Here is a 15,025-nt window from a genome sequence, read left to right as displayed (position 1 = left end):
TATTAGGCACGCCGCCAGCGTTCGTCCTGAGCCAGGATCAAACTCTCCAATAAAGTTTGTTACTGGTTCAAAGCTGGCAAATCATTTAATGATAGACTCATCAACGCTTTCGCTGTTCAGTTTTCAAAGAGCATAAAATGCGCCGAAGCGCAAAAAATCATTCACCCACATTCACTTATCGGTACTTGTTGGCTTTTCAGCCTTCAACCAAACTCGTGATATGTAGTGGTGCCGGCGATAGGAATCGAACCCACAACCCCCTGATTACAAGTCAGGTGCTCTACCAATTGAGCTACACCGGCATATGCTTTTCATCTTTCGCCGCGAGCGTTTCGTGTGTGTCCCGCTCACGAGATTTAATATAGCATGTCTCTTTTTTAAATGCAATAGAAAACCTAAAACTTTTTCATCAGAATTTAAAAAAATAGTACCGTCGCTAGCAAAAAGAGCGGCGGATCTGACCCCACCGCTCTTCCTGCTTCCAGCCTGCCCAAGCAATCCGCGCGATCAGCCTACGCGAAATCCTTCGCCAAGCACCTCATTCGCCGGGCATAAAATGATAAACGCGTCAGGATCGACTGAACGCACCATAATTTTCAGCTTGCTGACTTCGCTCTGGCTAACCACGGCCATGAGCACCTTGCGCGCATCGCCGGTATATCCTCCCGAGCCATCCAGCAAGGTAACTCCCCTGTCCAGGTCATACAAAATCGTTTCGCGCAGCGTATCTGTTTCGTTTGAGATGATATAAGCAACCTTCGAGGTATTCCACCCCATTTGAACAATATCAATCGTCTTGCTGGTGACAAATAACGCAATAAGTGCATACAAAGCTTTCTCCGGGTCAAACACAATCCCGGCAAACAAAATCACCAAGCCGTCAAACACCGCCACGCAGGCCCCTAAGCTGATCCCCGTAAACTTGTGCAAAATTTGCGAGGCAATCGCAAACCCTCCGGTCGAGCCTCTGCCCCGAAAAACGATGCCAATGCCGAGGCCCACTCCGATTCCTCCATAAATACTCGCGAGCAACGGATTGGTAGTCAGCGGCTGCAAATGACTCGTGAGCATCACGCAAAACGGCAACACGACCGATCCAACCGCCGCCTTCATGCTGTACTGCCGGTCAAGCAACTTCAGTCCCAGGAGGAACAACGGAATATTGCACGCCCATTGAACAATCGCCGGGGAAAATCCAAACAGGTTGTGCAAGATTGTCGACAGCCCGGAAACGCCGCCGGAAGCAATCTGGTTCGGGTTGAGAAAAAGGTTAAAGCTGGTCGCAAGCACCAGTGAACCGAGGAGCAGCATACCATATTCCATCACTTTTCTCTGCGGGCTGTTCAACTGGACGGCTGTTCGTCTTTTTCGCGCCACATGGTTTCACTCCTGACTTTTTCACGTAAGCAAAATCCGCACATACACTACCATGTTTTGGTCGAAAAGAAAACCCCCATTTGCTGTCCTTTCTTATGTAAGATTTGCGGAATCTTGGCAAACATACACGCTACCAGCCTATGCTGCGCCAAGCCATTAACCGAACCTGCGTGGCCCTGAAACCGGAAACCTGGCACGAATCTGATAAATTCTTATCTACATAAAAAAGAGGTTGACTCCCTGGAAAAACAAAACGATAATTATAATCAAGTAATAATAATTATCAAAAAAGAGGTGACCTGTGATGGATGAACAAATTGCCAGTGTCACAAACCAGGTGAAGCATCTCGGAAAACGCCTGACCATTCAAAGACGCGCTGTCCTGCGCCATATGCTGACGTCTCATCACCGTCCCACTGCCAAGGACGTTTACCATGCCCTGAAAAAAGAAATGCCAAACATCACGCTCTCTACCGTCTATACCAGCTTGCGCCTGCTCGTGAAAATGGGCGTCGTCAAAGAGCACGTAAACGGCGATTCTCCCAACCGCTTCGAGCCGCTCCTGAACTTGGACTCAACAGAATTGAAGGAAGTCATGTAGAAAAATAGCGAGCGAGGCGACAGACGAGTGGTCAGTCTGTCGCCTCGCATTTTCTTTTCTATATTAAAGAAAGCCGGGTTACGATCAGCAAGCATTCACCGCGGGCCTGCCAACTTTTCACGCAACAAGCCCAACCGCCCTCTTGCTGGGCAGCAAAAGCGGACGGCAAGCTGGCGGCCCCTGGCGCCAGCACTCAAGCCACGGCGAAGTCGTAGACCGCTCTGCCCAGCAAGCCCAGTGTATGCAACGCCGCTTCCGCCCTCACATCCTGGGACAAGGCGGCAATCGCAAACTGTCGTCCCTGCACGGACAAAATGCCAACGTCATGCTGTCTTCCCGTATCCCAACCCGATTTGCACGCCAGCTCCCAGACCGCTTGTCCATCCTCCCCGCTGCGCGACGGAAGCTGCGACGGCAAGCCGTGGAGAACTTGCTGCTTCTGCATAATCGCGATCATATCGGCGCTTGCCCACCGCGAAAAACGGCCGCCGCACGCGATCTGCTCCAGCATCCGCGCCACATCGCCCGCGGTAATCATGTTGTTTTCCGTCACGTCCTGCGGGTATATCATCAGCTTGCGGGAATAGCGGCTGCGCTCCATCCCCAGCTCGCGCATGGTCCTGTCAATCTGTTCCTTTCCAACTAGATCAATCAGCATGTTCGTCGCCGTATTGTCGCTCTGAATAATCATCAAGGTCACAAGGTCGCGGATCGACAGCTTCAAGCCTGGCGAAAGCGCATATAAAAAGCCCGATCCTCCCACCAAATCCTCTTTGCGCAGCGCCAACTGTGCGTCGATGCGAGCCTTTCCCTGCTCACAGGCCGCATAGACGGCTGCCATAATCGGAACCTTGATGACGCTTTCGGCAATAAACAGCTCGTCCGGCCGATGCGCAAAATACGCGCCATTTTGCACAGCCAGCTCTTTTACCACGACGCCCCATGCCCCTTTCGCTTCCTGCAAGATCGCTGACAAGCTTTTCTCCAAATCCACCGCTCCTGATCCCTCCTGTAAAAGTCCGCCTCAACCGCCTGTCTATTATCATACAATTCAAAAAACTACTGTTACAAGTTTTGGATGACCATGACTACGACCGACCGCTGCAGGATGTTTTGGCTTTGCCGTCCTTTGGAAATAATAGGGGGATAAACGTACTGTAGGTGAAGCCACATGCAAAAGCCCGGAACGATCGGCATTCGTCAATTCACCATTCTCGTTACGCTGATTACGATTGGCGATTCCATCCTGATCCTGCCCGCAGCCGTAGCGAAAGAAGCCAAATACGACGGTTGGCTGTCTGGGATCATCGGCGTGCTGATAGGTCTGGCTATCGTCTACCTTTACTGCATCATCAGCCACCTCTACCGGGAGCATACGCTGATCGGGAAAAACATGCTCATTTTCGGCCGCTGGCTCGGCACCTGCCTGTCCATTTTGTTTCTGTTCACAGTGCTGATTAACGGCTCTGTCTACGTGCGGGCCATTGGCGATTTCATGACCTCGCAAATTTTAAAAGAAACGCCAAGCGTTGCCGTCATCTTTTTGCTCGTGGCGAGCGCTCTCTTTGGTGCGCGCCTTGGGTTGGAGACGTTCGCCCGCACCAGCGAAATTTTTTATGTCTGGTTCGTCTTTACCTTTCTCTCCTTTTTCTTCTTGCTGACGCCGCAGTTTTCCATCCATAACTTGCAGCCTGTTTTGGAAAACGGCATCGGCCCGGCCATTCGCGGCTCCTTTTCTGTGATCGCCTTTCCGTTTTCTGAACTCATCATTTTTTTAATGATTACCCCTTTTGTTGATCCGTCGCAAAAACTTACCCCTGCTTTCTTGCGCGGGGCGACGTACGGCGGCATCTGCCTCATCGCAATCATCATGCTGACGCTGTTGGTGCTCGGGCCTTCGATGACGGCACAGGACAATTTTCCGAGCTACTCGCTTGCGAAACGGGTGCACGTCGGGGAGTTTTTTCAACGACAGGAGGCGATGATGGCGCTGATGTGGTTCGTTTCGATCTACTTCAAGGTAGTCACGTACATGTACGGCTTTTGCCTGGGAATTCAGCAGCTTTTGAAGCTGCGAGAGTACAAGCTTCTTACTTATCCGACCTGTCTGTTATTTGTCGTCGGCGCGATCATCCTTTTGCCGAACGAGACGTTTTTGCTGCAGGCTTATACGTTTTGGCCGCTCTTTGATTTCACCGTGGCGGTCTTGTACCCGCTGCTACTGGTCGCCTGCTATTACATACGGAAGCGAATCCAAAACAAGCCGACACCTCTGCAAAAGTGAGGGCGTCGGCTTGTGTCTTGGGACAGAGGCAGGGGCTTATTTTTCTGCAAGCTGGCAAGCGCGCTTGATCGCGGCGACCCGCTCGGCATCCACGTAGCGCAGAGCCTGTCCGTCTTCTCTGGCGGCAGTGCCGAAGTGCACCGCTTTCACGCCTGTTTGTCTGATGAGCTCGGGAGCGTTCGCTTCTGACAGTCCGCTTCCTGCCAAAATACCAAGCGGCGTCTGTGCTGTCATCCGAACCAGCTCGGCAATGCAGCTTGCGCCTTCTATGGCCGTCCGTTTTCCGCCTGAAGTGAGAATCGTGCGCACCTGCGGGTATTGCAACAAAATGCGGGCCGCCTCCCGTTGATCTGCTGCTTCGTCAAAAGCCCGGTGAAAGGTCACTGCCAAGCCGTCCGCTTCCGTAAGCAGCAGCTCCAGACCGTGCCGATCAAGCTGCTTTTCCGGCGTCAGCATGCCAAAAACAACGCCTGCCGCCCCAAGCTCGCGAATGACGCGCACGTCTTCCTTCATCACGCGCAGCTCGTCTGCGGTATAGCAAAAAGATTGACTGTGCGGCCGCACCATGACATAGACCGGGATGGACACCGCCTTGACCACCGCCTCAATCAAGCCCCAGCACGGCGTGAGGCCGCCCTCCAAAATGCCGGAAATCAGCTCCAGCCGATCTGCGCCTCCTTGCTCTGCGCGTCTGGCATCCTCTACCGAAGTCGCAATTACTTCCACAAGCATGTCGCACTCTCCCTTCGTCCGCAAACATTTACGGACATTGTACGAAGTGTTTCCGCCCCGGCGCAAGCGCGGCGCGCGGTCACCGTTTTTCCAGTACAAAAACGGGCCGTTTCTCCCCGACGATCAGTCGGTTGTCGTTGGCGATTTCCTTTGACGACAGGGCGTGCAGTCTTGCGATCGTTTCTTTGTTGCTGTAAGCAATCTGTTCCAATATCCCGGCAATGACGAGCGGCCAGACTGCTTCAGAGCCGTCCAGCACCTTCAGCGAAAAGCTGATCCGCTCCTTTTTCAGCGCAAAGCCATATACGCCCATCGCTCCGCCTTTGGCAATGATGTTCGGATCGGTCAACAGCGCTGTACAAATGAAACGATGGCTGGCGATCATTTCCGGATGGGCCGTCATCCAGCCTGTAATTTTCTGAACAGCCTCCCGCGTCGGCTGGTCGGCGATCAGATCCGGGCAAGCGAGCTTCATGTACGCCACCGCCAAATGCTTGAGCGGCAAGGCGTAGACAGGAAAGCCGCAGCCATCGACGGCAAGGCGGATTTTCTCTTTCGGATAGTCCGCCAGGCTCGCAAAAGCGGCGAGCGCCTCCTGCTGGGCCGGATGCTCCTGCTTGTAGTAATCGTCGGTCGAAAAGCCGCGCTCTTTGGACAACGCCAAAAAACCCAGATGCTTTCCTGCGCAGTTGTGAAACAGCCTGCGCTTCGCTACGCCCTGGGACAAGCAGGCAAACTTCGGTTCTTCATTTAACGGGTACGTCGGGCACGTAAGCAGCTCGTCTTCCCGAATGCCTGTTTTGGACAAAATCGACTCCAAAGCTTCCAGATGATAGACCTCACCGCGGTGCGAAGCCGCAAACAGCGCCGCCTCCCGACTTGTCAGTCCGAATGTTTCGGCAATGTTTTGTCTGGCTACCGGAATCGCTTGAAACGGCTTGGCCGCCGAGCGCAATAAAGCGACGTGCTCCACATCTCCCGCCGCATAGATCACCTGTCCGTCTTCGCCCACCCCGCAGATCATGCCCGAATGAACGTTTTCCAAAATACCGCCGCGATACTCCTCCACTAATGGGACCTCTCGCATCTGAATCACCCGTTCCGCTCTAATCTTTTTGCTAATTATTCCATCGACAGGATAATATCGTGAATCACAATTGAAAAAACAGGAGTGAACCTGCGTAATTATAAATTCGAACCAGAGGATAATGGGAAATTTTCTCCATTGGTGTTATTAAAAAATACTAGCAGTACCACCATATTCCGTCAATCGTTTTTTCGCTCACCGTTTCCCATGACGAGCCGATCTGTAGTATAATGGCTCAGGGCGACAGCATGCCGCCCAACTGCATACGAAATCCGCGCGACTTGCGCGGGAGAGGTTCGCGAACTCCCTCTATAAAAAACTAAGGTGGACAACAGTACCGATCCCTTGGTATTGTTTTGTTTTTTTACAGGAGCAGGTTCAAGAACTCTCTTTCTTCCATGACTACGAATAAGGAGATGGAGAGCATGAAAAAGGAAAAAGCCGTCGTTGTGTTCAGCGGAGGTCAGGACAGCACTACATGCCTGTTCTGGGCCAAGCAGCAATTCGGCGAAGTAGAAACGATCACGTTTGACTACGGGCAACGGCACAAGCTGGAGATCGAATGCGCCCAGCAAATCGCCCGCGAGTTGGGCGTGGCCAACACCGTATTGGACATGAGCTTGTTGAACCAGCTCGCCCCCAATGCCCTAACCCGCACAGACATCGACATCACCCAGGAGGAAGGCCAGTTGCCTTCTACGTTTGTCGACGGGCGCAATTTGCTGTTCCTGTCTTTTGCCGGCGTGTTTGCCAAGCAAAAAGGAGCGCGGCATCTGGTCACGGGCGTTTGCGAAACGGATTTCAGCGGCTATCCCGACTGCCGCGACGCATTTATCAAATCGCTCAATGTGACGCTCAACCTGTCGATGGACTATCCGTTTGTGATCCATACGCCGCTCATGTGGCTCGACAAGGCACAAACGTGGAAGCTGGCCGATGAACTGGGTGCCTTCACCTATATTCGCGAGAAAACCCTCACCTGCTACAACGGCATCAAAGGCGACGGCTGCGGCGAATGCCCTGCCTGCCGCCTGCGCAAAGCCGGACTGGACGCGTATCTTTCCGAAAAAAATGAACAAGGAGCACACGCCTGATGAGCGCCAACTTTGACTTTCGCATCGTCGACCGCATGCAGGCACTGGGCACCCATATTCAAAAATCGCAACTGCGTTACCATAACAAACGCGTGCTGGTGAGCAAAGAGTTTACGTTTGACGCCGCGCACCATCTGCACGCCTACGAAGGCAAATGCAAAAACTTGCACGGCCACACGTACCACGTCGTGTTCGGGATCAGCGGCTACCCGGATGAAATCGGGCTCGTCATCGACTTTGGCGACATTAAGCAAATCTGGAAGGAGCATATCGAAATCTACCTCGACCACCGCTACCTGAACGAAATGCTGCCTCCGATGAATACGACCGCTGAAAACATGGTGGTCTGGCTGTTTGAACAAATGGAAGAGCAGCTCCAGTCTGACGCCTATCGCGACCGCTACCGCGGCGCTCGCGTCGAATTTGTCCGCCTGTTTGAAACGCCGACAAGCTATGCCGAGGCGAGACGGGAGTGGATGATGGAGTGAGCATTCCCGTTCTGGAAATTTTCGGCCCGACGATTCAGGGGGAAGGCATGGTCATCGGCCAAAAGACGATGTTCGTCCGCACGGCAGGCTGCGACTACCGTTGTAGCTGGTGCGACTCCGCCTTTACCTGGGACGGCTCGGCGCGGGATGAAATCAGGCAGATGACGCCGGAGCAAATTTGGGCGGAGCTGGAGCGTCTGGGGAAGAACCGTTTTTCCCACGTCACGATCTCCGGCGGCAACCCGGCGCTGCTCGCAGGCATGGGCGAGCTTGTCTCGTTTTTAAAGGAACGCGGCATTCGCACGGCGCTGGAAACGCAAGGAAGCCGCTGGCAGGAATGGCTGCCCCTGATCGACGACATCACCATTTCGCCGAAGCCGCCAAGCTCCGGCATGAACACCGACTACGCCGTGCTCGACCGCATCGTCCACGCTTTGCTTGAGCAAAAGCATCCGGGGCTGAACCTAAAGGTCGTCGTGTTTGACGACGCCGACTTCGCCTATGCGCGCGACATTCATCGGCGGTATCCGGCGGTTCCTTTTTTCCTCCAGCCGGGAAATAGCGATCTCGTCAGCGCAGACACGCAGGAACTGAGAGAAAAGCTATTGGAAAGCTTTGAATGGCTGATCGACCAGGCGATGGCCGCCCCCGATTTGAACGACGCCAAGGTGCTCCCGCAGCTCCACGCGCTGGTCTGGGGAAACAAGCGCGGCGTGTAGACATGTACGCGTAAGCGTGTAGATAAAAGGAAAAGCCAGAAGCAGAGAAACCGAAACGAGGAGGAAACATCCATGAGCGAACAACAACGCGATCTGTCTTCCCTCACCCTTTTGGGCAACCAGGGAACGACTTACAGCTATTCCTACGATCCGAGCGTGCTGGAGTCTTTTGACAACAAGCACCCGTACCGCGATTACTTCGTCAAATTCAACTGTCCGGAATTCACCAGCCTGTGCCCGATTACCGGACAGCCGGATTTTGCCACCATCTACATCAGCTACATCCCGGACATCAAAATGGTCGAGAGCAAGTCGCTGAAGCTGTACCTGTTCAGCTTCCGCAACCATGGCGATTTCCACGAGGACTGCGTGAACATCATCATGAACGACCTGATTAAGCTGATGGACCCGAAATATATCGAGGTGTGGGGCAAATTCACTCCGCGCGGCGGCATCTCGATCGACCCGTACTGCAACTACGGCCGTCCAGGGACGAAGTATGAGGAGATGGCGAGCTATCGGCTGATGAATCATGATATGTATCCGGAGAAGGTGGATAATCGGTAAAAGGTATGTAAGTACCTATGCGAAAACCCTTATTTTATAAGGGTTTTTTCTTGTTTGCAGATGTAGCGATTTTCTGAAGCAATCACTTTTGGAAGACTGACTATGGATAAAAGCCGGGAAGGTACTTGTTCTTTACCGAAGAATAATACTATCAATCATGGCCAGCCACATGCATGATGCAAAAGGGAGAGGATCGAATGGAAAAGTTGATCGAAGAGTACCGCCAAGGCTGTGAGCCGTTGCGAGAAGCCGTAGAAGGATTGTCTGAGGAAGAGCTGCGTTTCCAGCCTGCACCGGACAAATGGAGCATCCACCAGATTCTGATTCATGTAACAGATTCCGAGATTTTGTCTACGCATCGGCTGAGAAAAGTGTTGGCGGAGGAAGAATGCTTCTGCTATCGTTTAATCAGGAAGCTTGGGTGGATCACCTTGGCTATGAGCGGTTGGACCGCGAGCAGCACATGCTCCTGTTCAAATGCTGCGGGCCAGCATGCTGCCGCTTCTGGAAAATCTGACTTCCGCGCAGCTTGAGCGGGTCGGGCAATATCCCGATGGAGCGCGGTTCACGTTCAAAGAGCTGCTGGAATATCGCGTCCAGCATGTCCGCGACCACCTCGCCCAAATTGCGCGGGTAAAGCAGGCATTTCGCGAGGATAAGGTGTAACTGACGAAGAAGCCAATCGTTGAATAAATGAACGAACACAAGCGGCATTCCAGGACGTCTTTCTCAATCCTGATTGCCGCTCTTTTTTGCTGTTTGCCCCAAAACAAGAACGTTCGTTTGTATTTTGTGCGAACGATCTGCCAACATGAAACGATATTTTTTGCGTCTCCTTATAAATCCTTCCAAGACAAGAGCGCAGGCGTTGTAATCTTTGTCTGCTTTGGTCCAAGTGCCAATCCCCTCCCCGGATTAATCCGCAGGAGGGGATTGGCACTTATGCCTCTTCCCGTACCCACTTCCCCCTTTTTCAAAGCTTTTTCATAGTTTATAATTATCTGAAAAAGGGGTATGGCCATGGCAGTCAACGAATACAGCTTACCAACATCCCCACAGGCAGTAAAACTGAAAGACAATGAGCTTCCGGTATTCGAAGTGCAGCCGGATCAAAACCTCGCGAGCGAGTTTCACAAGCGATTGATCCAGATGATTGCGGAATTTGAGCTTGCGCTGGATGAACAGCACGAGGTCGGGATGCGGCTAGTCTCGTTTGGACAAAACGTCACACTGCGCGTCGAAGGGATCGGCTACTACAATCCGAGCCTGATCCGCTTCTTCGGAACGACAGAGACCGGCGCGCCGGTGGAGCTGATCCAGCATGTTACGCAAATCAGCTTTTTGTTAATGGCCGTCAAAAAAGCCGATCCAGCTAATCCTCCCAAGCGAATTGGGTTCAAGGCCCCAGAAGAAGATGAAAAAGAAGACGTGTGACAGCGTCTTCTTTTTTTGTCTGAATCAAGGCCATATAAAACGGATGGTAAAGAAGCGGAAAACTCGCTAAACTGAAAGAAATGAGAAACCGAACCCCCAACACATTACGAGGAGGAGCCTATTCATGCATCCAAAACACGTCCCCCGTTAATCCCGTGGCCCTCCGTTCCTGTCCGTTTGACCACTCACCCACCAACCACTGCAAAGGGAGATGTGTACAAATGAACATGAATGGACCTGTAAACATAACGCGCAACGAGCGACTGCAAACGTGCCAGGAAATCGCCGCCAGGCTGCATGAGGTGTACGGCGCGAAAATTTTGGCGCTCGGCGTCTACGGCTCGGTTGCCCGCGGGACAGACGGCCCTTTTTCCGATATCGAAATGTTTTGCGTGCTGGAGGATTCGGACGAAGACGTCGATTTCAGCCATGAATGGTCAGCCGGGCCATGGAAGGCCGAAGTGAACGTGCTGAGCGCCAACGTGCTTTTGCACATGGCCGCCACGGTTGACGAAGGCTGGCCGCTGTCGCACGGCGCGTTTTTTGCTCCGCTCGCTCTGTACGATCCAAAGGACTTTTTTCCCGCGCTGAAAAAGGCGGCGCAATCGCCTACCCAGGAAGCGTTCACAGAGGCGATCAACGGCGTGCTCGTCGGGGAAATGTACGAGTTTATCGGCAAGCTGCGCAATGCCCACCTGAACGGCCCGCACACCTACTTGCCCTATCTAGCCATGCAGTTTGCCCAATACGGAGCGATGCTGCTCGGGCTGCACCATCGCACCTGCTATTCGACAGGCGCCCAGGTGTTGCCGGAGTCGCTCCTGCTGACGGACCGACCGGATGGCTACGAGCAAGTGGCAAAGCTGGTGATGTCGGGCGAGTTGGCTGATCCGGCAAAAATCGTCGCGGCGTGCGAGCAGTTTTGGAGCGGACTGCACGTCTGGGCAGCCAAGCACCATTATGTGATTCATACGAAGCGCATTCCTTTTTAATCCGATCGGAAAAAGACCTCTTTTGGCGAGAGGTCTGCCCTGTCGGCAAAAGCGCAAAAGCCCCGCTATCACGCGGGGTTTTTCGTTTCGTTTTCGCTGGCTGACGGATGTCAAGCGGACAAGCCCGGCGATTGCTAGGCCGACAAGCCCGGCGGCTACTAGGCCGACAAGCCCGGCCGCTATTAGACCGACAACCCCGGCCGCTGCTAGGCCGAAGAGCCAGCCCAATGCGGCGGGCGCGTAAACGACGGGGGTATTTTCGTGGAGGCGTCTCCCTTTGCCGCGTTGAGCTGTGCCTGAGTGAGAAACAGGCTGTCGGTCAAATCGGCCCCGCGCAGATCGGTATCGCGGAAATCTGCGCCGATCAGGTCGGCCCACCTGAGGTTCGCTCCGCGCAGATCAGCCGCGATGAGATACGCTCCGCGCAAATTGGCTCCCCTGAGGTCGGCGCCTCTGAGCTTCGCCCCCATGAGATCAGCGCCCCGGCCAACATGTTTCGCTTTTCCCCGCCCCCCTTTTTGCTGGCGACAGGCTTCTGTCCGGACGAGCTCGCTCACCTGCCGCAGCAGTTCGCCCACTTTTGCCCGCTGAGCGGCAACATCCACTTGCAACAGCGCTTCCGGGGCCAGCTCCGTAAAGTTCTCCGTCTCGCGCAGGACGCGCTTGATCTTTGCGTGCAGCGGACGGGCTGGCTGCAAAGTCGACGCTTCGGTCAAATACCAGAGCAGCTCATGCAGTTGCCACATGAGCGGAAACACCTCGTACATTTGCTTGGCCAGATCCGGCGCCTGCCGCCAGTCGCGTCCGGCGTACGTTTCCTGTGAAACCTTTTGCCCTGCGCCAAAGCAATCGTACACGGTACAGCCGCGAAAGCCGAGCTGGCGCAAGCTCTGGTGAACCGCGCAGCGAAAATCGTCCTGCAAGTTGCGACAGGGGGTGCCTTTGTCCTTGGTTGCGGCAAAGTCGGAGGAAGCGGCAAAAGGCAGCGCCACACAGCACAACCCGAAGCATTTTTCGCAGTCCCCGCGCAAGTCATGGCGCAACCTCCCCAGGCACGACTCGCCTTGTTCTTGATGAGCAGTCATGTATGCCCTCCTGACAAATTCTCTTTTTTCCTATTGGCGTAAAGGCGATGAGCACCCGATGAAGCCTGGCTGCTTGCCAAAGTCATTCCTGTTTCTTTTCGCACCGCGTGCAACTCCGAGCGCGCGGTGCGGCGGCATTGTCTCGCCCATGCACTGGTGTTCGCCTCAAAACAAGCCGTCCGCCAGCAGTACGAAAACTTGGATGCGCGCAAAACCAAGGCCCAAGCCAATTGGCAAAAGCCTCCACACCCTGGCGCACACGTCTTTGCTTTTCGCTTCGTTCATCGTCTCGCTATGCGCTTTCGCACGCAAAAGCCCGATCCGCTTTGCGCTGCGAGCGACACGGAACGGGCTGTCTGTCGTTACTTGAAGGCGATTTGCGATTCGAGCATGTGCTGCACGAACACCTCGGCAAAAGCCTCAGCCGTATTGTAGCATTCTTCCAGCGTATTGTTTGTTCCGCCAAATTCCAGCAGCAGGCTGCCCGAAGAAATCGACTGGTTGTACACGCCATTTCCTTCGTTTTTCCCTTTCAAAATGACGCCGCGCGACAAGCCGGGATAATATGCCTCGAGGCGCGCATGCAGGGCGTCGGCCAGCTTTTTGTTTTCCAGATAACCCGGGTTGGCTGTGCCGATCACGAACAAAATGCGCGAGTACGTCTTGCCGTTGATCGTGATTGCCACCTTGCTGCGCGGCTCGTCGCTGTCGCGGTGGATGTCGAAAATGTACTTCAGGTTCGGACTGGTCGTCGCCGCTGCCGCCACCGCCTTGTACGACTCAGTGTACGACATCGCATAGCTTTTCTTCTGCTCGGCCAGCTTCTGGGCGAAGTCATCCTGGTTGACCATCGCCGGGATGCCTTTTGCTTGCAAAATTTCCCCCAGCCGCTTGCCGACCAGCGTAATGTTGATTTCAGGGTCGTCGACGGAGCTGCCCTGGGTGTTGCGCGCGACGTTGCGCCACGACTCGCGGTTGTGCGTGTGGTAAATATAGACGGTTTCATTGCCGATCATGCCCTGGTTATAGCCGACGCCTGGTGTCCCTGCACCGACTGGCGACAGGTTGCCCGCCGCAGGGATGCGGTCGACGATCCAGCCTGCGATGTAGGCGAGCGAGTTGTCAGGCATGCGGATGACGTACCAGTCTCCCACGATTTGCACAATCGGGAAAGTCTGGCCGGGCTGCACGTTGCCCACCACAGGGTAGTTCGTGCCGGGACCGCTGCGCAGATTGGTATCGGCGTTTCTGACGCGAATCGACTCTTCTGCGGGAGCAGGTGCAGGCTGCACCGGATTCGCCGCGACGGGCGGTGTCGTCACCTGGCCTGTCTCATCCGGGACGATTGGCTTGAAAATATAGGCGTACGTGCCGTAGTAGTCAATCGTGTACCAGCCGTCCGCATAGCCGTAATGGGTAATCGTCGAGCCGCCATTGACCTGTCCGATCACAGTGCCCAAAAAGTCGGGAGCGGCGTACACCTCGTAGCTCTCGTTCAGGACGAGCGAGCCTGCGCCCAGCTCGATCGGCATTTCCGGCACGGTCGGAACGGGAGTCGGCTGCGGAACTGGCGCGGGGGCGGGAGTCGGTACTGGCGTTGGGGCTGGCGCAGGAGCTGGAGCTGGAGCGGGCTGTGGCGCCGTCGTTTCCACCAAAAAGCGTGCGTTGACCCAGCCGCTTGTTGTGTTGGACAGCTTGATCTGCGCCCACTCGCCTTGTTTTTTCACTTGCAGGAAAACTCCGTTCTTGTCGATGACTTGCAAGATTTGCGAAGTGGCATTTGGCTCTGCCCGCACGTTCAACATATCCACGTTGCTCTTGACGTATTTCAGTTGAGGAATCTCAAGCATTTTGACGTACTTGTTGTTGACCCAGCCTGTCTTGCCGTTGCTGAGCCTGACTTGCGTCCAATCTTTTTGTCCCTGCACGATCGGCAGCCGTGTCGCTTTCGAAATCGTGCCGACAATCTGGGAGGTTGTTCCGGGTGTACTGCGAATATTCAACTGATCGACTGTTACCTCGACATGTGTGGCTGCTTCCGCGAAGGAAGCCGGCAGCAGAAAAATCAGGCAGCAGGCAGCGATAACGCTGTTTTTTACGCGTGCAAGCAAGATTCTCTTTCCCCTTTTGTATAGAGATCGTCAGCAAGATTGGAAAATCCAGCCTATTCGTTAAAAATTCGCGACTCGCCAGCATTTTCCTTCATCTTCCGACATCTTTTCCTGTCAAAAAGGCACAGAATAAAAGCCGCTCGTCAGTGAGCACAAGGCTCCCTCGCGCTTCGCATAGCCAAAGCACTCGCGCCATTCCAACATTTTTGCACACAAAAAAACACCACAAGGGCGCGGCCTGTGGCGTTTTTTCCGCTGTCTCGCTCGAAAAAACCGATTATCTCACAGGGTCCCAGTCGCTATATCCGTTTTTGGACACACTTCTCCCTTGAGACTCCCACGGCTAAAGCCGCAAGCCTTCCACCTTGCGGTGTACGGGTGGGATTCTTGAATGACTAAGCGTTCGCAGTCCATTTCTGTTTTGAACAGCCTTCAAGATGAGGGCATCTCATTG

General features: G+C 54.2%; 14 protein-coding genes, 1 tRNA gene, 1 pseudogene and 1 riboswitch. Of the genes and pseudogenes, 9 read left to right on the top strand and 7 right to left on the bottom strand.

The window, feature by feature from the left end; translation table 11 throughout:
• Positions 1-226: 226 nt before the first annotated feature.
• Together AC27IT_RS26895 and AC27IT_RS26890 are read right to left on the bottom strand one after the other, a co-directional pair.
• A tRNA-Thr gene (locus AC27IT_RS26895) sits at positions 227-302 on the bottom strand.
• 205 nt (positions 303-507) lie between these two features.
• A complete protein-coding gene (locus tag AC27IT_RS26890) occupies positions 508-1,377 on the bottom strand; it encodes a YitT family protein (protein WP_487092222.1) in 870 nt (289 codons plus the stop codon).
• A 304-nt stretch (positions 1,378-1,681) separates the two neighbouring features.
• Here AC27IT_RS26890 and AC27IT_RS26885 point away from each other — a divergent pair, with 304 nt between their 5' ends.
• Entirely contained in the window at positions 1,682-1,978 is a 297-nt protein-coding gene (locus AC27IT_RS26885; RefSeq protein WP_025848240.1) for a transcriptional repressor, read from the top strand.
• 193 nt (positions 1,979-2,171) lie between these two features.
• On the opposite strand, the gene AC27IT_RS26880 is transcribed toward AC27IT_RS26885, so the two are convergent.
• Positions 2,172-2,972, bottom strand: a complete 801-nt coding sequence (locus AC27IT_RS26880; RefSeq protein ID WP_005830375.1) for a serine hydrolase — start codon at positions 2,970-2,972, stop codon at positions 2,172-2,174.
• Between the two features lie 177 nt (positions 2,973-3,149).
• On the opposite strand from AC27IT_RS26880, the gene AC27IT_RS26875 reads away from it, so the two are divergent.
• Complete coding sequence (locus tag AC27IT_RS26875; protein ID WP_025848236.1) at positions 3,150-4,262, top strand: GerAB/ArcD/ProY family transporter; 1,113 nt, start codon at positions 3,150-3,152, stop codon at positions 4,260-4,262.
• A gap of 36 nt (positions 4,263-4,298) precedes the next feature.
• On the opposite strand, the gene AC27IT_RS26870 is transcribed toward AC27IT_RS26875, so the two are convergent.
• Both AC27IT_RS26870 and AC27IT_RS26865 read right to left on the bottom strand, forming a co-directional pair.
• Positions 4,299-4,994 (bottom strand): copper homeostasis protein CutC, encoded by a 696-nt coding sequence (locus AC27IT_RS26870; RefSeq protein WP_025848234.1) that lies wholly within the window; start codon positions 4,992-4,994, stop codon positions 4,299-4,301.
• Between the two features lie 79 nt (positions 4,995-5,073).
• Positions 5,074-6,081, bottom strand: a complete 1,008-nt coding sequence (locus AC27IT_RS26865; RefSeq protein ID WP_026558182.1) for an asparaginase — start codon at positions 6,079-6,081, stop codon at positions 5,074-5,076.
• Positions 6,082-6,366: 285 nt separating this feature from the next.
• Positions 6,367-6,410, top strand: a riboswitch (PreQ1 riboswitch).
• Positions 6,411-6,506: 96 nt separating this feature from the next.
• Between AC27IT_RS26865 and queC the strand changes: the two genes are divergently transcribed.
• The 7 genes and pseudogenes from queC (at position 6,507) to AC27IT_RS26830 (ending at position 11,375) form a co-directional block, all read left to right on the top strand.
• The gene (gene queC, locus AC27IT_RS26860; protein WP_005830383.1) at positions 6,507-7,175 is read left to right on the top strand and encodes a 7-cyano-7-deazaguanine synthase QueC; all 669 of its coding nucleotides are present in this window, start codon (positions 6,507-6,509) and stop codon (positions 7,173-7,175) included.
• Positions 7,175-7,663, top strand: coding sequence for a 6-carboxytetrahydropterin synthase QueD (gene queD / locus AC27IT_RS26855; protein ID WP_026558180.1), 489 nt, complete (start codon positions 7,175-7,177; stop codon positions 7,661-7,663). Before queC ends, queD begins: the two co-directional genes overlap by 1 nt.
• The gene (gene queE / locus AC27IT_RS26850; protein ID WP_338136541.1) at positions 7,660-8,382 is read left to right on the top strand and encodes a 7-carboxy-7-deazaguanine synthase QueE; all 723 of its coding nucleotides are present in this window, start codon (positions 7,660-7,662) and stop codon (positions 8,380-8,382) included. The genes queD and queE overlap by 4 nt, the downstream gene beginning before the upstream one ends.
• Positions 8,383-8,454: 72 nt before the next feature.
• Positions 8,455-8,949, top strand: coding sequence for a preQ(1) synthase (gene queF / locus AC27IT_RS26845; protein ID WP_007784349.1), 495 nt, complete (start codon positions 8,455-8,457; stop codon positions 8,947-8,949).
• Between the two features lie 197 nt (positions 8,950-9,146).
• Positions 9,147-9,615, top strand: a pseudogene (locus AC27IT_RS26840) (DinB family protein).
• 354 nt (positions 9,616-9,969) lie between these two features.
• Positions 9,970-10,383 carry a DUF6173 family protein gene (locus AC27IT_RS26835; RefSeq protein ID WP_005830393.1) on the top strand — a complete coding sequence of 138 codons (414 nt, stop codon included), beginning with the start codon at positions 9,970-9,972 and terminating at the stop codon, positions 10,381-10,383.
• Positions 10,384-10,604: 221 nt separating this feature from the next.
• Complete coding sequence (locus AC27IT_RS26830) at positions 10,605-11,375, top strand: ANT(4')-I family aminoglycoside nucleotidyltransferase (RefSeq protein ID WP_487092221.1); 771 nt, start codon at positions 10,605-10,607, stop codon at positions 11,373-11,375.
• 206 nt (positions 11,376-11,581) lie between these two features.
• Here the strand turns inward: AC27IT_RS26830 and AC27IT_RS26825 are convergent, their stop codons facing one another.
• Positions 11,582-12,460, bottom strand: a complete 879-nt coding sequence (locus tag AC27IT_RS26825) for a pentapeptide repeat-containing protein (RefSeq protein ID WP_487092220.1) — start codon at positions 12,458-12,460, stop codon at positions 11,582-11,584.
• Between the two features lie 362 nt (positions 12,461-12,822).
• Positions 12,823-14,571, bottom strand: a complete 1,749-nt coding sequence (gene spoIIP, locus AC27IT_RS26820; RefSeq protein WP_026558176.1) for a stage II sporulation protein P — start codon at positions 14,569-14,571, stop codon at positions 12,823-12,825.
• Positions 14,572-15,025: the final 454 nt, after the last annotated feature.

The sequence above is a fragment of the Brevibacillus sp. YAE8 genome, assembly GCF_057543335.1.
This window is presented reverse-complemented; position numbering and strand designations above follow the sequence as displayed.